20 protein-coding genes are annotated in these 19,503 nt (G+C 72.5%); 6 read left to right on the forward strand and 14 right to left on the reverse strand.

Annotated elements, in window-relative coordinates:
* Nucleotides 1–19: 19 nt before the first annotated feature.
* The 3 genes from ACSBPG_RS11685 to ACSBPG_RS11695 form a co-directional block, all read right to left on the reverse strand.
* Nucleotides 20–745, reverse strand: coding sequence for a glycosyltransferase family 2 protein (locus ACSBPG_RS11685; protein WP_435537448.1), 726 nt, complete (start codon nucleotides 743–745; stop codon nucleotides 20–22).
* Nucleotides 746–856: 111 nt separating this feature from the next.
* The gene (locus tag ACSBPG_RS11690) at nucleotides 857–1,840 is read right to left on the reverse strand and encodes a zinc dependent phospholipase C family protein (RefSeq protein WP_435537336.1); all 984 of its coding nucleotides are present in this window, start codon (nucleotides 1,838–1,840) and stop codon (nucleotides 857–859) included.
* The gene (locus tag ACSBPG_RS11695; protein WP_435537337.1) at nucleotides 1,840–3,216 is read right to left on the reverse strand and encodes a DegQ family serine endoprotease; all 1,377 of its coding nucleotides are present in this window, start codon (nucleotides 3,214–3,216) and stop codon (nucleotides 1,840–1,842) included. Before ACSBPG_RS11695 ends, ACSBPG_RS11690 begins: the two co-directional genes overlap by 1 nt.
* 425 nt (nucleotides 3,217–3,641) lie before the next feature.
* On the opposite strand from ACSBPG_RS11695, the gene ACSBPG_RS11700 reads away from it, so the two are divergent.
* Nucleotides 3,642–4,616 carry a hypothetical protein gene (locus ACSBPG_RS11700; protein ID WP_435537338.1) on the forward strand — a complete coding sequence of 325 codons (975 nt, stop codon included), beginning with the start codon at nucleotides 3,642–3,644 and terminating at the stop codon, nucleotides 4,614–4,616.
* 200 nt (nucleotides 4,617–4,816) lie between these two features.
* Entirely contained in the window at nucleotides 4,817–5,041 is a 225-nt protein-coding gene (locus ACSBPG_RS11705) for a ChaB family protein (protein ID WP_435537339.1), read from the forward strand.
* Nucleotides 5,042–5,114: 73 nt separating this feature from the next.
* Here ACSBPG_RS11705 and ACSBPG_RS11710 read toward each other — a convergent pair whose 3' ends face one another.
* A complete protein-coding gene (locus ACSBPG_RS11710) occupies nucleotides 5,115–6,125 on the reverse strand; it encodes a glycosyl transferase family protein (protein WP_435537340.1) in 1,011 nt (336 codons plus the stop codon).
* Between the two features lie 108 nt (nucleotides 6,126–6,233).
* Nucleotides 6,234–6,584 carry a TIGR01244 family sulfur transferase gene (locus tag ACSBPG_RS11715; protein ID WP_435537341.1) on the reverse strand — a complete coding sequence of 117 codons (351 nt, stop codon included), beginning with the start codon at nucleotides 6,582–6,584 and terminating at the stop codon, nucleotides 6,234–6,236.
* Between the two features lie 278 nt (nucleotides 6,585–6,862).
* On the opposite strand from ACSBPG_RS11715, the gene ACSBPG_RS11720 reads away from it, so the two are divergent.
* On the forward strand, nucleotides 6,863–7,594 hold the full coding sequence (locus tag ACSBPG_RS11720) for a CbiX/SirB N-terminal domain-containing protein (protein WP_435537342.1): 732 nt from the start codon (nucleotides 6,863–6,865) through the stop codon (nucleotides 7,592–7,594).
* A gap of 25 nt (nucleotides 7,595–7,619) precedes the next feature.
* Here ACSBPG_RS11720 and ACSBPG_RS11725 read toward each other — a convergent pair whose 3' ends face one another.
* Nucleotides 7,620–8,255 carry an XRE family transcriptional regulator gene (locus tag ACSBPG_RS11725; RefSeq protein ID WP_435537343.1) on the reverse strand — a complete coding sequence of 212 codons (636 nt, stop codon included), beginning with the start codon at nucleotides 8,253–8,255 and terminating at the stop codon, nucleotides 7,620–7,622.
* A 123-nt stretch (nucleotides 8,256–8,378) separates the two neighbouring features.
* Nucleotides 8,379–8,819, reverse strand: a complete 441-nt coding sequence (locus ACSBPG_RS11730) for a MarR family winged helix-turn-helix transcriptional regulator (RefSeq protein ID WP_435537344.1) — start codon at nucleotides 8,817–8,819, stop codon at nucleotides 8,379–8,381.
* Nucleotides 8,820–8,983: 164 nt separating this feature from the next.
* On the opposite strand from ACSBPG_RS11730, the gene ACSBPG_RS11735 reads away from it, so the two are divergent.
* On the forward strand, nucleotides 8,984–9,304 hold the full coding sequence (locus ACSBPG_RS11735; protein WP_435537345.1) for a heavy metal-binding domain-containing protein: 321 nt from the start codon (nucleotides 8,984–8,986) through the stop codon (nucleotides 9,302–9,304).
* A 61-nt stretch (nucleotides 9,305–9,365) separates the two neighbouring features.
* Here ACSBPG_RS11735 and ACSBPG_RS11740 read toward each other — a convergent pair whose 3' ends face one another.
* The 3 genes from ACSBPG_RS11740 to ACSBPG_RS11750 all read right to left on the reverse strand — a co-directional run bounded on the left by ACSBPG_RS11740 (nucleotide 9,366) and on the right by ACSBPG_RS11750 (nucleotide 15,238).
* Nucleotides 9,366–10,589 carry a methyl-accepting chemotaxis protein gene (locus tag ACSBPG_RS11740; RefSeq protein WP_435537346.1) on the reverse strand — a complete coding sequence of 408 codons (1,224 nt, stop codon included), beginning with the start codon at nucleotides 10,587–10,589 and terminating at the stop codon, nucleotides 9,366–9,368.
* Nucleotides 10,590–10,920: 331 nt separating this feature from the next.
* On the reverse strand, nucleotides 10,921–14,148 hold the full coding sequence (locus ACSBPG_RS11745; protein ID WP_435537347.1) for an efflux RND transporter permease subunit: 3,228 nt from the start codon (nucleotides 14,146–14,148) through the stop codon (nucleotides 10,921–10,923).
* 16 nt (nucleotides 14,149–14,164) lie between these two features.
* Nucleotides 14,165–15,238 (reverse strand): efflux RND transporter periplasmic adaptor subunit, encoded by a 1,074-nt coding sequence (locus ACSBPG_RS11750; RefSeq protein WP_435537348.1) that lies wholly within the window; start codon nucleotides 15,236–15,238, stop codon nucleotides 14,165–14,167.
* Between the two features lie 72 nt (nucleotides 15,239–15,310).
* Here ACSBPG_RS11750 and ACSBPG_RS11755 point away from each other — a divergent pair, with 72 nt between their 5' ends.
* On the forward strand, nucleotides 15,311–15,625 hold the full coding sequence (locus ACSBPG_RS11755) for an ArsR/SmtB family transcription factor (protein WP_435537349.1): 315 nt from the start codon (nucleotides 15,311–15,313) through the stop codon (nucleotides 15,623–15,625).
* A gap of 17 nt (nucleotides 15,626–15,642) precedes the next feature.
* Nucleotides 15,643–15,846: a YgaP family membrane protein gene (locus ACSBPG_RS11760; protein ID WP_435537350.1), complete on the forward strand. Its 204-nt coding sequence runs from the start codon at nucleotides 15,643–15,645 to the stop codon at nucleotides 15,844–15,846.
* A 17-nt stretch (nucleotides 15,847–15,863) separates the two neighbouring features.
* On the opposite strand, the gene ACSBPG_RS11765 is transcribed toward ACSBPG_RS11760, so the two are convergent.
* From ACSBPG_RS11765 to pdxH, 4 genes are all read right to left on the reverse strand, one after another.
* Nucleotides 15,864–17,156 carry a methyl-accepting chemotaxis protein gene (locus tag ACSBPG_RS11765; protein WP_435537351.1) on the reverse strand — a complete coding sequence of 431 codons (1,293 nt, stop codon included), beginning with the start codon at nucleotides 17,154–17,156 and terminating at the stop codon, nucleotides 15,864–15,866.
* Nucleotides 17,131–17,655, reverse strand: a complete 525-nt coding sequence (locus ACSBPG_RS11770; RefSeq protein WP_435537352.1) for a PAS domain-containing protein — start codon at nucleotides 17,653–17,655, stop codon at nucleotides 17,131–17,133. The genes ACSBPG_RS11765 and ACSBPG_RS11770 overlap by 26 nt, the downstream gene beginning before the upstream one ends.
* A 194-nt stretch (nucleotides 17,656–17,849) precedes the next feature.
* Nucleotides 17,850–18,800, reverse strand: coding sequence for a cation diffusion facilitator family transporter (locus tag ACSBPG_RS11775; RefSeq protein WP_435537353.1), 951 nt, complete (start codon nucleotides 18,798–18,800; stop codon nucleotides 17,850–17,852).
* Nucleotides 18,773–19,375 (reverse strand): pyridoxamine 5'-phosphate oxidase, encoded by a 603-nt coding sequence (gene pdxH / locus ACSBPG_RS11780; protein WP_435537354.1) that lies wholly within the window; start codon nucleotides 19,373–19,375, stop codon nucleotides 18,773–18,775. The genes ACSBPG_RS11775 and pdxH overlap by 28 nt, the downstream gene beginning before the upstream one ends.
* Nucleotides 19,376–19,503: the final 128 nt, after the last annotated feature.

A 19,503-nucleotide genomic window follows, 5' to 3' on the forward strand; every position in this document is an offset into this window, starting at 1 on the left:
AAAGGGCGGGGGGAGCGCCTCAGCGCTCCTCCACCGCGGGCGAGAGCTGGGTGCGGCGCTTCAGCCAGTAGACGCCGAGCAGGTCGACGACGCCGATCAGGCCGCGCCGCAGATTGGTGTACTTGGAGGTGCCGCGCTGGCGCGGCCGATGGTTCACCGGGACATAGGCGACGGGGTGTCCGTGGGCGCGGAACAGTGCCGGCAGAAAGCGGTGCATGGCCCCGAAGTACGGCAGGTCGAGGAAGGCGTCGCGGCGGAACAGCTTCAGCCCGCAGCCGGTGTCGGCGCAGCCGTCCTTGAGCATCGCCTGCCGCAGGCCGTTGGCGAACCGCGAGGCCGCCCGCTTCGACCAGGTGTCGCGCCGCGTGCGGCGCAGGCCGCCGACCAGCAGCGGGTGATCGGCCTCGCCGGCGCGGGCGATCAGGGCGGGGATGTCGGCGGGATCGTTCTGGCCGTCGCCGTCGAGAGTGGCGATCCACGCCCCCCGCGCCGCCTTCGCTCCCGTACGCACGGCCGCGCTCTGCCCCGACCGCTGGAGGTGGCGGACGACGCGTACGGCGTCGCGACGGCCGGCCGACGCGGCGACCCGCCCCGCCAGGCGCGCCACCGTGTCGTCGGTGGAGCCGTCGTCGACGAACACGACCTCGAAGGGCCCGTGCCCGGCCAGCGCCGCCTCGACCTCGTCGAGGAGGGGAATGACGTTTTCGGCCTCGTTGAAGACCGGGATGACGACCGACAGCCGCATCGGCTCCCGGTCTGCCGACAGCAGTGTCACGGGGGATGTCCCTTAGCCCAAACGGCCGGCAAAATACCGCCGCCGCCACGGGAACGATAGGGGAAAAGAAGGAGCCGCGGCTCAGGCCGTGCCGTAGCGCCACAAGGGCGCCATCGCCACCGGATCGAAATGACGGGCGCGGGAGACGGGGCAGTCGGGCAGGCCGGTGGTGAGGCTGCGCCCGCCGATCACCGCCGACAGCCACGCCGTCCCCGCCCTCCCCTCCAGGGCGTCCCCCACGGCGCCGAGGAAGGCGGTGGCGAGGTCCCGCGCGGCCTGCCAGCGCCCGGCCAGCCCGCCCTCCACCACCGCCCCGGTGACGGGATGGACGAAATCGGCGAAGGCGAAGAGCGCCTCCGGCACGGCATCGCGCTCGACGGGGTAGAACAGCGCCACCCGCTCCCGCAGCGCGCCGGCCGCCGCGCGGTCGGCCAGGGCGGCGGCGCGGGCCGCCGCCGGCCGCGGGAACAGGCGGGTGAGGGTCATCTGCACCCGGTACTGCCAGAGCAGGCCGCGGCGCAGGGCGGCCTCGTCGCCGTCCCATGCCGCGGCCGCGGCGGCGGCGAGCAGGCGCAGGGCGGCGCGGTTCGAGGCCGCGTTGGCGCGCACGGCGTCGAGCGGGCGCCAGCGTTCGATGGCGAGCCCGGCGCGGCGCACCATCAGCAGATCGAGCCAGCTCTCCACCAGCAGATGCCGGGCCGTCGCCTCGCCGTCGTCGCCGGCGACGTGGCTGACCCAGGGGTGGAAGGCGATGTCCAGCGCCATGTGGGTGAGGAAGCCGCAGAGGAAGGCGGCGCGGCGGTCGCGGGCCTCGCCGCCGGGCAGCGCCGCCACGCGCTCCAGGAGGGCGGCGGGCACCGCCCCGGTGTCCTCGCCGCCGTCGCCGTGCAGCCGCTCGCCCCAGGCATAGAGGGTCGGGCCGCCGCCCGGCACCGGCAGGCCGTAATAGAAGACGTCCGGGGCGATGGCGCCGAAATGCAGGTCGGCGGTCCATGGCGACGCCGGCCGGGGCACGGCGTCGCGAACGCTGTCGGCGAACAGGATGTGCGTCAGCTCCTTGGGCATCACCCTCGCCCGTCCACGGGGAGCGGCACGAAGTGCGCCTCGCCGCCGCGGTTCACCTGGACCAGCACGGTCCGCTGGTCGCCCGCGCGGGCCTCGTCGACGTGGGCGCGCACGTCCTCCGGGCGGATCACCCGCTCCTGCCCGGCTTCGACGATGACGTCGCCCGCCTCGATGCCGCGCTCCGCCGCCGGGCTGTCGGGCGCCACCTCGGTCACCACGACGCCGTCGACCTCGGGAGCGATGGCGAAGGTGTCGCGCAGATCGGGCGTCATCGGCGCCAGGCGGAGTCCCAGCACCTCCTGCGACCCTTGCGGGCGCAGCGGCTGCGGATCGCTGGAGCCGGCGGTCGCCATGATGTCCTCGGGCCGCAGCTCGCCGATGGTCACCTCCAGGGTGCGGCGCTCGCCGTTGCGCAGGACCTGCACCGCGACGGTGTTGCCGATGGGGGTCTTGGCGACCGCCCGCGGCAGGTCGCGCATGTTGCCGATCGTCGTGTCGCCGAAGGCGGTGACGATGTCGCCCTGCGCCAGCCCGGCCGCCGCGGCCGGTCCGCGCGGATCGACGTTGGTGACGAGGGCGCCGCTCTCGGCCTCCACTCCCAGGCTCTCGGCGATGTCCGGGCTGATCGACTGGACCCGCACACCGAGCCAGCCACGCCGCACCTCGCCGTTCTCCTTGAGCTGCTCGACGATCGGGCGGGCGACCGAGGACGGCACGGCGAAGCCGATGCCGACCGAGCCGCCGGTGGGCGAGAAGATCGCCGTGTTGATGCCGATCACCTCGCCGTCGACGTTGAAAAGGGGACCGCCGGAGTTGCCGCGGTTGATCGCGGTGTCGGTCTGCAGATACTCGTCGTACGGGCCCTGCTGGATGTCGCGGGCGCGCGCCGACAGGATGCCGGCCGTCACCGTGCCGCCCAGCCCGAAGGGATTGCCGATGGCGACCACCCAGTCGCCCACCCGCACCGCGGCGCTGTCGCCCCACGCGGCGGACGGCAGGGGCGCTTGCGACTCCACCTTCAGCACCGCGAGATCGGTCGCCTCGTCGGCGCCGACGACTTCGGCCTTGAGGGTGCGGCCGTCGTGCAGAATGACGGACACCTCCTCGGCCTCGGCGATCACGTGGTTGTTGGTGACGACGAAGCCGCCGGCGTCGATGATGAAACCGGAGCCGAGCGCGGTCACCGGCTCCGGCTCGGCCTCCGGTCCCTCGCCCTGGAAATTGCGGAAGAAGTCCTCGAACGGCGAGCCCGGCGGGAAGGCCGGCGCGTCGGGCAGCGCCGGCCCGCGCTGCGGGGCCCGCGCCTTCGTGGAAATGTTCACGACCGTCTGCAGTTGCTTCTCCGCCATGTCGGCGAAGGACTGGGGCCTCGCCATGGCCCCCTGCGCGGCGGCGGGAAGAGCCGGTGGGACGGCCAGCGCCGTCGCGACGGCGAAAATCCGCAGGCAGCGGCCAAGGCGGCGCCGACGGGGAACGGGAACGTGCGGCATGGGGCAACCTCCGGCGAGGCGTGAGCGTGACGGAAACGAAACGCGCAAGTCAATCCGGCGTTCCCGAACGATCTCGGCGTGGTGACGGCGGGCGTGGCTTTTTGAAAGAGGGACCACCATTGCGGTAGTTTTTAAAATGTCGAACGTCCTGGGCCGCGCAGTCCGGTGATCGTGCTCATCGTTCCAGCAAGGCGCCGTCACCGCCGCCAATGGACAGGGGCCGGCCGCGACCACCCGCCGTCCAGCCACCGCATACAAAATCGCTTTTCCCGGCAAACTTATGCTGGTATTTTGCGGCCCGGACGCCGATATTGATCCGCACAGAAAATCATCGCCGCCAGCTCAGCGATTCACCGGGTCCCGCCGTATCTCCGTTGCGGCGCGGCGACGGAAGTGTGCGATCTCCCACGGGCATCTGTCGAATGACGCAAAATTCACTTTGGCAACCGAGCGACATTATGAACGCAGAAACCGGCACCGAAACGGAATCCCCGAAGCGCCGCGGCCGCATTCCGCAATCGGCGTGGCCGCGCATTCTCGAACGGTACCGTTCCGGCGCAACGCTCTCGGCCATCGCGCGCGAATTCGAATGCACGCCGAGCGCGATCTCCTACATCGTCCGCAAGGCGGGAGCGACCGGCGCGGCACCGGACGAGGCGGAAGGCCAAATCACCGAGGACGCGGCGACGGAGACGCCGGATGCCGACGCCGCGGCCCCGACGCCGCCTGCGGCGGCGGAGGTGGCGGCTCCGACGCCACAGCCCCCGGCCGCCGAGCCGGCGCCCGCCGTCGCGGAAGCGGCACCCACCCCCACGCCCGCCCCGGCACCGGCGCCCGTCCGGCCGAAGGCGGACGCCCCGCGCGGCACGCTGCGCGCCGACCAGTTGCGCGGCGAACGGCCGCCCCGCGGCGAAGCCCCCGGCCGCAGCGAGCCACCGGCCCCGCCGGCGCCGCCCGCCGCACCCCCGGCGGCGGAGGCTCCGGAGGGCGGCCCGGCCGCCGCATCGGCCCAGCCGGCACCGCGCGCGGCGCGCGGCGAGCCGACCCCGCCGGTGGACGCCGTCGAGGCGCGCCTGCGCGAGACGGCGCGGACCTGCCTCGCCGCCTATCGCACGTGGCGGCAGCAGCCCGGCGAGAACAGCATACAGCCGCTGGCCGACGCCGTGCACGAATTGCGCAAGGCGCTGGCGCGCATCGAGATCGACATGTCGGCCAGCCGCCGCGAGGAGCAGGTCGCCCGGCCGATCCCGATCCCCGCCCACCGCGCCGCACGCCGCACGCCGTGATGCGGCGGCGGCGGAAGCCCGCCGCCGCCCGAGCCACCGCCCCTCCCCCGCACCGCCGCGGGGGAGGGTTTTTTCATGCCCGCGGCGCGCATGGCGGGTGGGCCGCCGGCGGGCCCTTCCATTGCAAAAGGCTTATACCCGGGGGTGGGTGTTTGGAGTAGGCTGCCCACAAACAAGAAGATCGCGCGGAGGATGCGCCGATGCCCTACCCCAGCAACGCCGAACTGCCGGAATCGGTGAAGTCCCTGTTGCCCGAAGGCGCCCAGGACGTCTACCGCTACGCCTTCAACCGGGCCTGGCGGGTCTGCGCCGACTCGCCCGACCGCTCCCGCCTCCACCGCACGGAACTGGCCCGCCGGATCGCCTGGGCCGCCGTGCGCCACACCTACGAGAAGGTCGGCGATTCCTGGCAGCGCCGGCACTGACCGGCGCAGCGCGGGGCGCCCGGCGCGGTCGAGACGATCCGCGCGGACCTCGCACGACAGGGCGTCCGGGGCGCTATGCGGCCCCGGCGAGGGCGGCGGTGTCGCGGTTGCGCCAGAGTTCGGCGGCCAGCGTCTCCGCCTCGGCGTGGCTGCGCGCGCGGCCCAGGGTCTTGAGGGCGACCGCCGCGGTGGCGACGACGACGTCGACCGCCTCGGCATCGGCCATCGAGCCGTTCCACACCGCCCCGAGGCGGCCGGCGTCCAGTTCGTCGTCGTGGCGCACCGTGGTCGTGCGGGCGAACGGCGGCCACACCTCGGAGCCCAGCGCCCCGTCGGCCAGGGTGAAGACCTCGCAGGGCTTTTCCGGACGCCGCTCGGCTTCCCCGCCCTCCCCCTTGAAGACGGCGAGGTTGGGCTGGCCGATGAGGGCCGCGGCCTTCTGGTGCGCCTCCCGGTAGGGGGGATGGGCGACCCCCACCATCTGGCAGGGCGCGCCGAACGGGTTGAGCATCCGCGCCACCGTGTGCATCGGATTGCGCAGGCCAAGCACCGCCTTCAGGCCGACGATCCCGTGCAGCTTGGGCGCCATGTCGGCAAGGCGCAGATAGGCGAAGCGGCGGGCCGCCAGATGGGCCGCGGCCTCGTCCAGGCTGCGGGCGACCGGGACGCCGAGAGCCTCCAGCGCGGCGCCGGTGAACAGGCGGCCGGCGGTGTGCCCCTCGGTGCCGTGCATGAAGACGCGGACGCCGTTCTCCGCCAGCAGCAGCGCCGACAACAGGAACCAGGGCAGGCGCCGCGACTTGCCGGCGTAGCTCGGCCAGTCCAGGTCGACGAGCGGCGGGTCGGCCGGCAGCGACAGACTGTCGCGGGCCGCGCGGGCGAAGCCGGCCAGTTCCTCCGGCGTCTCCGTCTTGACGCGGATCAGGCAGAGGAAGGCGCCGAGCTGGATCGGCTCGACCTCGCCGCGCAGGATCATCGAGACGGCGGCATAGGTCTCCTCCTCGGTGAGCGAGCGCGAGAGGGTCGGGCCCTTGCCGAGGATGCGGACATACTGGGCGAAGGGGTGTTCGGTGCTCTTGGTCATCGCTTCCCGGGGTCCTTGACAGTCATCGCCGCTCGCTCCTTCGACCCGCCGCGGCGCGGAGCGGCACGGCCGTCCCGCCTCCCCGCGCGGAGTCCCCGACGGAACGGGTCAGCCCTGCTCCATCATGCGGGCCCGGGCGTAGGAATGCAGCGTGCTGGAGCGCTGGCCGGACCGGCAATAGGCGACGATGGGGCGCGGCGACTCCTTCAGGATGCGGGCGAACTCGTCCACCATCTCCAGGGTCAGCGGCGTGCGGCCGACCGGGATGTAATGGTATTCCAAGCCGTGCTCGGCGGCCAGTTCGGCGGCGCGGGCGTGCGGGATCTGGGCGGCGTCCTCGCCGTCGGGGCGGTTGTTGATGACCGTCTTGACGCCCTGGCGGGCCAGCTCGGCGAAGTCCGTCTCCTGGAGCTGGCCGTTGACATAGACTTGGTTCTCGACCTGCGCGAGGGTCAGCATGGGTGTTCCTTCTTGTTCACGTCCGCGACACGGGACCGTTCCGAGCCGATCCGCCGGGGGCTTCAGACGGCTCGCCCCGTCGGATTGGCGAGGCGCGGAGGTCCGGCCCGCATGTTGACCCGGACCGCCGGAACCGGCAAGGCCGGCGGAGTCCGGACCCGAGACAGGCAATCTGTTAGGGAGCGCCAATCGTTCAAGCCCGTCGTGGCGGAGCGGCCTCGCCAAAAGGGCGGCGCGGGGCCACTTGGAAGGGCAGCACCGCCCCCGGGGATCGCCCGATGACGACCAAGCCCTCCCTTCTCCTGTTCGCCCACGGCACGTCCGACGGCGCCGGCGGCGCCATCGCCGAGACGCTCGCCGCCGCGCTGCGGGCGACCGGCGCGTTCGCCGCGGTGGAGGCCGCGTTCGGCCTGCAGCCGCCCTCCCCGGCCGAGGCGCTGGGCCGGCTCCCGGCGGGCGCCGTCGTGGTGATGCCGCTGCTGACCACCGACGGGCACATCGCCCGGACCGTCCTGCACCGGCGCCTCGCCGAGGCGGACCGCGGCGACCTCGCCCTGCGGGTGCTCCCGCCGCTCGGCCGCGATCCCGAGATCCCCGGCCTCGCCGCCGACCTCGCCGACGCCGCGATCGCCGGCGCCGGGCTCGACCCGGCCGCGGTGGCGGTGCTGGTGGCCGGCCACGGCAGCTCGAAGTCGGGCGAGAGCGCCGCGGCGACGCGGGGTGTCGCGGCGGCGCTGGCCGGGCGCTACGGGGAGACCGGCGTCCTCTTCCTCAGCGAGGCGCCGACCGCCGACGCGTGGCGTTCGGTGACGGCACGGGAGGCGGTGGTGGTGGTGCCCTTCTTCCTGTCGGGCGGCCATCACGAGGACGACGACCTGCCCGCCCTGCTCCGTGCCGGAGGCGGCGGGCTGGACGGCACGCCGCACGCCGGGCGGCGGCTGTGGCTGACGCCGGCGGTCGGCCGCCATCCGGCGCTGGCCGACCTGATCCGCCGCCGCGCCGGCGCATGACGGGCGGACCGCGCGGCGGCCCCGCTCACCCGCGCAGCGGACGGACGACCTGGACCGCGACCCCGGCGACATGGGCGCCGTCGATGGCGGTGGGGCAGCACTCCGGATCGGTGGACACCGGCACCAGATGGGGCGGGTAGTACCGGTAGCCGCACACGGCGTCGCCATGCACCGTGACCACCACGTCGCCGGCCCGCGGCGTCAGCAGGTCGAGCGGCTCGAGAACGACGCGGTCCTCCGGCAGGACACCGGCGGCGTTCAGGCTGCGCGAGCCGACGCACAGGGCGAAGGCGCGGGGCGAGGAGGGCCGGTCGACCGCCACGCAGGCGCCGCCGTCGCGCAGCCGATCGGCGAGGTAGACCTCGGCGGCGCGGCGGCCGAGCCGCAGCATGTCCAGGACCTGCGCCAGGGTCAGCACCGGCACGCGGCACAGCGGCGGGAACAGGCCGTCGTCGAGGAAGCGCGGCTCGCAGCCGGCGGTCCGGGCCAGCCGGCCGATGGTGTCCGTTCCCGGCAGGCTGCCGCCGGCGGGATCGTGCAGAAAGCGCGTGAGGTTGCTCGCCGTGACCCCGGCCGCCTGCGCCCACGCCCGGGCGCTCCAGCCGCGCGCCTCCATCACGCCGGTCATCCAGCGCAGCAGCGCCCGCCGCGTCCCGTCCATGCCGTCCCCCGTCTCCCCGATCGATTGGGAGAATGCCGGAACGATGCGAATTCGCAAGCACGACGTTGGGCATGGAAGCAGGTGTGCCGGCAAGGGTGCGATTGCGCATGTCGGGGGCGGCCGCTAATTCCCCAGGTCGCGCTCCAGGTTGGCGATGAGGCGGCCGAGAAGGCCGCGGAGCTGCGCCCGCTCCGCCTCGCTCAGGCTGCCGGCCGCCACGGCGTTGACGGCGGCGGCCTCGGCCACCACCCGTTCTTCGAGGGCGCGGGCGCGCTCGGTCAGGAAGATCAGCGCGCGGCGGCGGTCCGCCGGATCCGCCTCGCGGCGGATCAGGCCGTGGCGCTCCATGCGGTTCAGGGTGTTGGCCATGGTCGGCTGCTCGACCTGGACGAGACGGCACAGCTCGGCCTGGCTCACGCCTTCGCGCTCCCACAGGCAGAGAAGCGCCGGCAATTGTCCCGAGTGCAGGCCGAGCGGCTGCACACGACGTTCCAGAGCGCGCGCGAGCAACCGGCTGAGAAAGCTGACGAGGTATCCGAAGGATTCGGATCGACGCAGCGTCATCAAACCCCTTCCGTCGGTCGGTTTTGCGTCGATACCATATCGCGGCGGCAAGGACTTTGCGACCCGTTTCACCGGCGCCAAAGGGTGGGTGCCCGTGCGGACGGCTTGCCCCTTCCGCGCCACACCCCCATCTGCAGCATCGTCCATCCCCAAGGAGGCGCCCCATGCTGGTCACCACCACCGAGTCCGTCGAAGGCCGCCGCATCGTCGAATATCTCGGCGTCGTCACCGGCGAAGCGATCCTCGGCGTCAATGTCTTCCGCGACCTCTTCTCCGGCATCCGCGACATCATCGGCGGCCGCGCCGGCGGCTACCAGAACGCGCTGCGCGACGCCCGCGAAGCGGCCTTCGCCGACCTGACGGACGCCGCGCAGGCGCGCGGCGCCAACGCGGTCGTCGGCATCGACCTGGACTACGAGGTGCTGGGCAAGGAGAACGGCATGCTCATGGTGTCGGTCAACGGCACCGCCGTCCGGGTGGAGTGACACCGCGACCCCCCGCCGCGGCGCAGCCGCGGCGGGGGCGGCCGGCTCACACCCGGCCGGCTCACACCCGGTAGGCGACGCGCAGACCGCCCCAGTGGCGGCCGCGCACCATGATGGGCGCCGAAACGTCCTTCATCAGCGTGTACTTGCCGCCGCCCATGTCGCGGCGGTAGGTCTGCAGGAGAAAGGGCTTGACGTTGCGCCCAGCCGCCAGCCCGACACGGTCGTTGAAGACGCGGCGGTTGCGGCAGTGGGCGGCGTTCCACACCGGATCCCGGCCCTGGGGCTGGCTGAACGCCTTGTTGTGGGTTGGCAGATAGCCGTTGGTGTCGACCGCCACGCAGAACACCAAACGGTCGTCGCCGTCGAGAGCCGGTTCCTGGATCGGCGGCAGGACACGGTCGCAGAAGGCGGTGAAGCGGGCCATCACCTGCTGCGGATCGGTTCCGGGGATCGGCTGGTAGTTGCGGTCGAACAGGTCGCTTTCCGACAGTTCGCCGCGGGCCAGCGCGTCCTCGAACGCGGCGGAGACGGCGGCGGCCGCGTTACGCGCCTTGCGGATGTAGGGCGTGTCGACGGTTTCGACGTCGAGTTCGGCGGTGATGCCGATCAGCCGCTCGCCCATGCCGAGCAGGTTGTTGATGCGGTCGCGCGCCTGCGCCAGGTTCTCGTCGGAGAGTTGGACGCCGGCCGCCAGGTCGGCGATCTCCCGTTCGAGGTCGCCGCAGTTGCCGGCGATGTCCGCCGACGCGCGGTCGATCTTGTCGGTCTCGCCGTGCAGTTCGGCCATCGCCCGGCCGACGGTGTCGATGACCTGGCCGATGGCCGACGTCCCTTCGCTGACGGCGCGCGCCTTGGTGGCGCTGGCGGAGCTTTCGATCATCAGCCGCTGCGCCTGCTCGTTCAGGTACTTCAGCGTGGCGTCGATCTCCGCCGTCGCCTCGGAGGTCTTGGTCGACAGCGCCTTCACCTCGCCCGCCACCACGGCGAAGCCGCGGCCCGCCTCGCCGGCGCGCGCCGCCTCGATCGTCGCGTTCAGCGCCAGCAGATTGGTCTGCTTGGCGATGGCGTAGATCTCCTTGGCGACCCTGCCGACGCGTTCCAGCGCCTCGCGCAGGCCGGCGATCTGCGTCTCCATGCCGCCGACCGCCGCCACCAGCCCGTGGATGTCGGACAGCGACTGCTGCACCTGGTCGTGCGACGAGCTCACTTCCTGGCGCGCGCGGTCCGTCACCGACCGCGCCACCTCCGACGCCTGGGAAATACGTTGCGTGCTCGCCGACATGTTCGCTCCGGTCTCGCGCAGTTGCGCAAAGACCTCGGCCTGCTTGTTGATCCGCCTGCTGACGTCATCCACATGACCGGCGACGTCGGCAATTTCGATGCCGAGCGTCCCCGCTTCCGCTGCAATATCTACGATGAGATACGAACGGTTGCCGAACGTGCTATCCATTTCGTCCGCCGCGTTTTTATCTGTGTCGGATGGTGCGTTTTCTCCCCATTTCGATTATTGCCGGTTTTTTGCGAAACCGCAACAGGTCGACCGGGGCGAGCCAAGACCCGTCCCGGCGATGTAACAGGTTGTTTCCGGCCGTCCCGCTACCGGCGTCGCGCGATCAGCCGGCCGGCCGGCCGTCGTCGCGCAACACCACGTAGATCGCGGGGATGACCAACACAGTCAGCAGGGTCGAGCTCATCAGCCCGAACAGCAGGGAGATGGCGAGCCCCTGGAAGATCGGGTCGGCGAGGATGAAGGCGGCGCCGATCATCGCCGCCAGGGCCGTCAGCAGGATCGGCTTGAAGCGGACGGCCCCGGCGTCGAGCACCGCCCGGCGCAGCGGCAGGCCGGCGCCGCGCAGGTGGCGGATGAAGTCGACCAGCAGGATGGAGTTGCGGACGATGATGCCGGCGAGCGCGATGAAGCCGATCATCGAGGTGGCGGTGAAGGCCGCCCCGAACAACCAGTGGCCGAGCAGGATGCCGATCAGGGTCAGCGGCACCGGAACGAGGATCACCAGCGGCAGCTTGAAGCTGCCGAACTGCCCCACCACCAGCAGGTAGATGCCGAGGATGGCGACGGCGAAGGCCGCGCCCATGTCGCGGAAGGTCACGTAGGTGATCTCCCACTCGCCGTCCCACAGCAGGGAGACGGCGGACTCGTCGGCGGGCTGGCCGTGCAGGCCGATGGCGGGGGGACCGTCGAGGCCGAGGTGCGACCAGTCCATCGCCGCGACCCGCTCGGCCACCGCCAGCATGCCGTAGACCGGCGCCTCGTAGGCACCGGCCAGCTCGGCCTGCACCATCTCGGCGAAGCGGCCGTCGCGGCGGAACAGCGGGTAGGAAGCGGGCTCGCGCGTCACCCGCACCAGATCGCCCAGCTCGGCCGTCCCGTTGCGCCCGGGCACCGGCGTGGCGAGCAGCCGTTCGCTCGGGTGCAGGTCGGCCTCGGGCAGGCGCACCGCGATCTCCACCGGGTCGAGCCCGGCGCCGCGGTGCGAGTAGCCCACCGGCACGCCGCCCATCAGCGCCTGCAGGGTGTCGTAGACCGCCTCCTCCTCGACGCCGAAGAACTCCAGGTTCTCCTGGTTCAGCGCGAAGCGCAGGCGCTCGGCCGGCCGGCCGAAGCTGTCGTCGGTGTCGACCACGAAGGGCACGGCGCGGAACGCCTCGCGCACCTGCGCCGCGGCGGCGCGGCGGCTCTCGGCGTCCGGGCCGTAGATTTCCGCCAGCAGGGTCGCCAGCACCGGCGGCCCGGGCGGCACCTCCACCACCTTCACCGCGGTGCCCTCGGGAAAGGCAACGGTCGCCAGCCGCTCCCGCAGGTCCAGGGCGATGGCGTGGCTGGCGCGCTGGCGCGCGTGCTTGGGCGCCAGGTTCACCTGGAGATCGCCCTGCTCCGGCTGCGCCCGCAGATAGTAATGGCGGACCAGCCCGTTGAAGGTGAAGGGGGCCGCCGTCCCGGCATAGGCCTGCAGGCTCGCCAGCTCGGGCAGGTCGGCCACGGCCCGCGCCGCGGCGAACAGGGCGCGCTCGGTGTCCTCCACCGCAGCCCCTTCGGGCAGGTCGACGACCACCTGCAGCTCGGACTTGTCGTCGAACGGCAGCAGCTTGACGGTGACGTCCCGGGTGTAGAACAGGGCCATGGAGGCGAGGGTCGCCGCCCCGACCGCCAGCAGGAACAGCCACGCCCGCGCCTTCGACGCGACCAGCGGCGCCGCCACCGCGCGGTAGGCCCGCGGCAGCCAGCCGCCGCCGTGACCGTCCCCGTGACCGCCCTCCTGCCCGGCTCCGTGGGCGGCGGCCGGGGTGCCGTCCCGGCGCAGCTTCACCATCAGCCAGGGCGTCAGCACCATGGCGACGAAGAAGCTGAACAGCATCGCCGCCGACGCGTTGGCCGGGATCGGGCTCATGTACGGCCCCATGAGGCCGGACACGAACATCATCGGCAGCAGCGCGGTGATCACGGTGAGGGTGGCGACGACGGTCGGGTTGCCGACCTCGGCCACCGCCTCGATGGCGGCCTGGACCCGCGGCCGGCCGTCGTTCATCGACCAGTGGCGGTCGATGTTCTCGACGACGACGATGGCGTCGTCCACCAGGATGCCGATGGAGAAGATCAGCGCGAACAGGCTGACCCGGTTGATGGTGTAGCCCATCAGCCAGGAGGCGAAGAGGGTGAGCAGGATGGTGGTGGGAATGACCACCAGGGTCACCGCACCCTCGCGCCAGCCGATGGCGGCGGTCACCAGGACGACGATGGAGACCGTGGCGAGCGCCAGGTGGAACAGCAGCTCGTCGGCCTTCTCGTCGGCCGTCTCGCCGTAGTTGCGGGTGACCGTCACCGCGAGGTCGCGCGGCAGCAGCCGCTCCTCGACCAGGGCCAGCCGGTCGAGCACCGCCTCGGCGATGGTGACGGCGTTGGCCCCCGCCCGCTTGGCCAGCGCCAGGGTCACCGCCGGGACGGCGGTGAGGCCGCCGCGCCCGTCCGGCACCATGTGCCAGGCCCGCCGTTCGGTCGGCGCCGCCCCCACCACGACCGCCGCCACGTCCTTGACGTAGACCGGCCGGCCGTCGCTGGTGGTGAGCAGGAGCAGACCGATGTCGGGCACGCCCCGCAGGGTCTGGCCGGCCACCGCGGTGCGGCTGCCGCCGTCGGCGCGCAGCGTTCCGACGACGAACGAGCGGTTGGCGTTCCGCACCTTGTCGACGAGCTGGTTGAGCGTGACGCCGTAGAGCGCCAGACGCTCGGGGTCCGGCTCGACCCGGATCTGGTCGGGCCGGCCGCCGACGACGTAGGTCAGACCGACGTCCTCGACCTTGACCAGTTCGGCCAGCAGCTCGTCGGCGACGGAATGGAGGGCGTTGTCGTCCCAGCGGGCGGCCGCTTCGGGCCTGGGCGCCAGGGTCAGGGTCAGGATCGCCACGTCGTTGATGCCGCGGCCGACGATCAGCGGCTCGGGAATTCCCAGCGGGATGCGGTCCAGGTTGGCGCGGATCTTCTCGTGCACGCGCAGGATGGCGTCGTCGGCGTCGGTGCCGACGTCGAAGCGCGCGGTGACGACGACGCCGTCGTCGACGGTCTGGCTGTAGGTGTGCTCGACCGCGTCGATGCCCTTGACGATCTCCTCCAGCGGCTTGGTGACCAGTTCCACGGCGTCCTCGGCCTTGAGGCCGTCGGCGCGGACGTGGACGTCGACCATGGGAACGGAGATCTGCGGCTCCTCCTCGCGGGCCAGGCCCTGGAGGGCGACCAGCCCGAGCACGACCGAGGCGAGCAGCAGGAGCGGGGTCAGCGGCGAGCGGATGAAGGCGCGCGTCAGCACGCCGGACAGGCCGAGGGTCATGGCTGCCTCCCCGCCGTCACGGCCGCACGACGACGTCGCCGGGCCGCAGACCGGACAGGATCTCGACCCCGCCCGGCCCGTCCGGCGTCGCCGGCAGCGGCTGGCCGGTCTGCACCACGGTCTGCGTGCCGTCGGCCAGGGTCACCGTTTCCAGGCCGAAGCGGCGCGTCACGAACCCGTCCGGCAGGACGATCGCGGTGCGGGTGCCGGTGGCGACGAAGACCCGCACCCGCTCGCCGACGAAATAGTCGCCGAGCCCGTCGACGGCGACGTCCGCCACCACGTGACCCTGCTCCAGTTCGGGATAGACCAGGCGCACCGTGCCGGCGCCCAGCCGCTCGGCCGCCCCGTCGGCGGCGCCGAGGCCGCGCGCCCCGACCAGCACCCGGTCGCCCTCGCCGATGAAGCGGGCGTGCCGTTCCGGCAGGCGCAGGCGCAGGATGTAGCGGTCGGTGGCGATCACGGCGACCGGCTCGCCCGCCATCACGACGCTGCCCTCGACCACCTTGACGCTCAGCACCCGGCCGCCGGCCGGGGCGAGCACGGCCCCCTCGGCGAGTTGCTGCTCCACCACGGCGCGCTCCGCCGCCGAGGCGGCGAGCTGCGCCACCGTCACGTCGAGGGTGGTGCGCGCGTCGTCGAGGCGGGCCTGCGAGCCGGTGCCGCTGGCGCGCAGGGACTGCGCACGGTCCAGCTCGATCTCCGCCTGGCGGCGCTGGGCCTCCAGGGAGCGGAGCCTGGCGTCGAGGGCGGTGAGCTGGAGTCTCAGCTTGGGGTCGTCGACGGTGGCCAGCGTCCGGCCGCCCTCCACCCGATCGCCTTCGACCACCGCCAGCGCGCGCACGGTGCCGCCGATGCGGGTGCGCGCCGTCGCCTCGCGCACGCTTTCCACGGTGGCGAAGACCGCCTTCAGGTCGTCGACGGCACGCCGTTCCGCCACCGCCCGCGCCGGCTCGGCGCCAAGCGCGGGTCCGGAAACGGCACCGGAGACGGCACCGGAGACGGCACCGGACATGGGGCCGGCAAGGGCAAGCACGGCGCCGGCAAGGACGACGCGCAGGACACGGGCGGCACGGGGCGGACGGACCATGACAGGCTCCCTCGGCGGAGGGTGGACGGATTTGCCTTGACCGATATATGCAGAATATCTAATTTAGCAAGCATGAATATCGCGGAGCTGGAAGGCAACGCCTGGAAGGCGGCTCGGCTTCTGAGGGCGATGGGGAACGAACGTCGCCTGATGATTCTGTGCCAGCTCGAAGGCGGCGAGAAGACGGTGGGCGAATTGGCCGCACGCGTCGGCCTCAGCCAGTCGGCGCTGTCCCAGCATCTGGCGCGCCTGCGGGCCGACGGGCTGGTGGCCACGCGCCGGACGGCACAGACGATCCACTATTCCCTGGCCAGCCGGGAGGTGGAAGCGCTCATCGGCGTGCTGTCGGACCTCTACTGCGCCCGTCCGGACCGCGATCACCCCTGAAGGAAAGGATCTCCCCGATGTCGCTCGACCGCATCATGTTCGCGTTTGCCGGCAGCATGGTCCTGATCAGCCTGGCCCTGTCGCAGCTGCACAACGAGGCTTGGCTGTATCTCACCGCCTTCGTCGGCCTGAACATGCTCCAGGCCGCCTTCACCGGCTTCTGCCCGGCGGCGATGGTCCTCAAGAAGCTGGGCGCCAAGCCGGGGGTGGCGTTCGTCTGAGCGGCGTCGCCGCCGCGTCACGCCGCCCGGATCCGGCCGATGAAGGCCTCGATCTGCCCTTCCAGCGCCTCCGCCTGGCGGGCCAGATCGGCGGTCGCGGCGGCGATCGCGCCGACGGCGGTGTTGGTCTGTTCGGCGGCGTTGCGCACCGTGGCGATGGAGGTGGTGACGGCGCCGGCCCCCGCCGCCGCCTCGCCGACGTTGCGGGTGATGCCGGCGGTGACGGTGTCCTGCTGCTGCACCGCACCGGCCACCGCGGTCGAGGTCGCCTCGATGCGGCCGAGGGTGCCGGCGATCCGCCGCAGGGCGCCGCCGGCGCCCTCGGCGACGAGGCGCATGCGCCGGACGTGCTCGGCGATCTCCTCGGTGGCCCGGGCGGTCTGGCTGGCCAGGCTCTTGACCTCCGAGGCGACCACGGCGAAGCCCCGTCCCGCCTCGCCGGCGCGCGCCGCCTCGATGGTGGCGTTCAAAGCCAGCAGGTTGGTCTTGTCGGCGACGTCGTGGATCAGCGCCACCACGCTGCCGATGCGCTCGGCCGCTTCGGACAGCTCGCCCACCGTGCGGTCGACGCCGTCGGCCAGCGACACCGCATCCCCGGCGATGGCGGTCGCCGCCGCGGTCTGCTGACGGATCTCCCCGAAGGAAGCGGAAAGCTGGCCGGCCGCCGCGGCGGCGGCCTCGACGTTGGCGGAGGCCTGCTGGGCGCCGGCCGCCGCGGCGACCGCGTCGCGCACGGCGGCGTCGGTGTTGGCGGCGAGGCGGTCGGCGTTGCCGCGCAGCAGCGTCACGGCGTCGGACACCGTCACCAGCACCTGGCGGACGTTCTCCTCGGCGAAGCGCAGGGCCTCGGCGTCGCGCTCCTTCATCCGGTCGAGCGCCCGGCTGATGGTGTCGGCGTGGCGCGCGAAGTCGCCGCGCAGGCCGGTGGTGAGGATCGTCCGGTAGTAGCGCCGGCCGCTGGCCCCCTGCATGGCGGCGTCCGCCTCCTTGCAGAACGCCTCCGTCAGGTCGAGCAGGCGGTTGACGTTGCGCAGCATGCGGCCGAGGTCGCCCGACTCGCCGACGCCGACGAGGCGCACCGAGAGATCGCCGTGCGCCGCCGCCTCGCAGACGCCGGCCGCCCGGCCGATGGTCCGGGCGGCCTGCCGCAGGGCGGTCAGACAGACGCCGGCGCCCGCCAGCACCGGCAGGGCAAGGACCGCCGCCACCGCATCCTGGCGGAGGGCGGCGGCCAGCGCCAGGACGGCCGCGCCGCCGAACGCCACCGACGCGGCGGCGCGGGCCCTAGAGACCGAGGACGAATTCGTCATAGCCCCTGCCCTCCGCGTTCAGGATGTCGTCGAGGATGCGTCCGGCCGCGGCCACCCCGGCCTCGCCGTCGCCCGCCTCGCGTTCCGCCGCCCGCAGGCGCCGGTAGAGCGGTTCGACCCTCGCCAGGGCGTCGCGCCGCGGCGCCCGCCGGCTGGAGTGGTAGCCGGCGACGGCGCCCGCCGCCGTGAAGTTGGGGGTGACGTGGGCCAGCACCCAGTAATGGTCGCCGTTCTTCGCCCGGTTGTTGACGTAGGCGAAGATCTCCCGGCCGCCGCGGATGGTCCGCCACATCAGGGCGAAGATGGCGCGCGGCATGGCGGGATGGCGGATGATGTTGTGGGGCCGCCCGAGCAGCTCGGCCTCGGCGTAGCCGGCGACCTCGACGAAGACGTCGTTGACGTAGGTCAGGCGGCCCTGGGGATCGGTCTTGCTGACGATGATCTCGTCCGGCGGGAAACGCCGCTCGCGACCGCTCAGGTACGGTTCCACCCCTCTCATCCACCATCCCTCGGCATGAAGCGCGATCGATCGCCGGGGACAAGCAGGAAGCGTGCCACAGGCCGGAGCGCGTCCGCGTCACGCAAAGACGGGGACTTCGCCGGCCCGGCGACACACCACACAAGTTTTATGTTGTACGACCTGCGACAGGAACGGCCCTTCTGGTGACGGATCCGACAGGACGCCGCTCCGCCTCAGCGGTGCTCGCCGATGCGGTGGTCGAGCCGTTCGTCGTCCAGCCCGGCCGGTTCCTGGTGGATCAGCGCCGCGCTGTTGGGAAAGGCGCCCATCAGCTCGCGCTCGATGGCATCGGCGATGTCGTGGGCCTCCCCCACCGACAGCTCCGGATCGACCTCCAGGTGGAGTTCGATGAAGACGCCGATGCCGGCGTTGCGGGTGCGCAGGTCGTGCAGGCCGCGGGCGCCGGGATGGGCGAGGACGATGCGGGCGATGCGGTCGCGCTCCTCCTGCGCCAGCTCGCGGTCCATCAGCACCGCCAGCGCGTCGATGGCGACGCCGCGCGCGCCGCGCAGCAGGAAGGCGGCGATGCCGAGGGCGGCGAGGGAATCGATGGCGGCGACGCCGGTCCAGGCGGTCAGGACGATGGCGGCGATGACCGCGGCGTTGGTCAGCAGATCGCCGGTGTAGTGCAGGCGGTCGGCGCCGATCGCCACCGAGCCGGTCGCCTCGACGACGTGGCGCTGGTAGCGGATGAGCCCGAACGTCAGGACCACCGACAGGACCATCACCGCGACGGCGATCGCCCCCTGCTCGATCGGCTCGGGGTGGATGAGGCGGCGCACCGCCTCGATCGACAGGAACAGCGCCGAACCGCCGATGAACGCCGCCTGGGCGAGCGCCGCCAGCGCCTCGGCCTTGCCGTGGCCGTAGCGGTGCATGCGGTCGGGCGGCTTCATCGCTTGGCGCACCGCGAACAGGGTGACCAGCGAGGCCAGCAAGTCGGTCGAGGAATCGATGAGCGACGACAGCAGGCTGACCGATTCGGTCAGCATGTAGGCCGACAGCTTGGCGACGATCAGGGTCAGCGCCACCGACACGCTGGCGTAGGTCGCGCGCCGCCGCAACCGCTCGGCGTGCGTGGCGGGCGGCTGCGGCCTCACGGGAAGAGGCGTTCGGTCGTCCACCCCTGGTCTCCCGCTCCAGCACCGCGGACGAACAGGATGCGCTCGTGCAGGCGGAAGGGCTTGTCGGTCCAGAATTCGATGCGCCGCGGCAGCACCCGGAACCCGGTCCAGTGCGGCGGGCGCGGAACGTGGCCGATGTTGAACTTGGCGGCGTACTGGGCCACCCGCTTCTCCAGGTCCCAGCGCCCCTCCATGGGTCGCGACTGCTGCGACGCCCAGGCGCCGATGCGGCTGTCGCGCGGCCGGCTGGCGAAATAGGCGTCGGCCTCGGCGTCGGTCACCCGTTCCACCGCGCCCTCCACCCGCACCTGGCGCCGCAGCGACTTCCAGTGGAAGCACAGGGCGGCGTTGGGGTTGGCGGCGAGCTGCTCGCCCTTGCGGCTTTCGGTGTTGGTGTAGAAGACGAAGCCGCGGTCGTCGACCGCCTTGAGCAGCACCATCCGCAGCGACGGCAGGCCGGCGGCGTCGGCCGTGGCGAGCGCCACGGCGTTGGGATCGTTCGGCTCGCTCTTCTCGGCCTCCGCCATCCAGGCGGCGAACAGCGCGAAAGGATCCTGCTCGCTCGGATCGCCCATGTCGGTTCGTTCCCCTCCTCGTTCGCGTGCGCCCGCGGACGCTCGCCGCGCCCCTCAGGTCGCAATTCACAGATAGCACAGGTTCGACTATACCGGTGGCCAAAGGCGCGCAGGGCAGACCCGAGACC

The organism is Azospirillum sp. ST 5-10 (genome assembly GCF_051225715.1).
Taxonomy (GTDB): domain Bacteria; phylum Pseudomonadota; class Alphaproteobacteria; order Azospirillales; family Azospirillaceae; genus Azospirillum.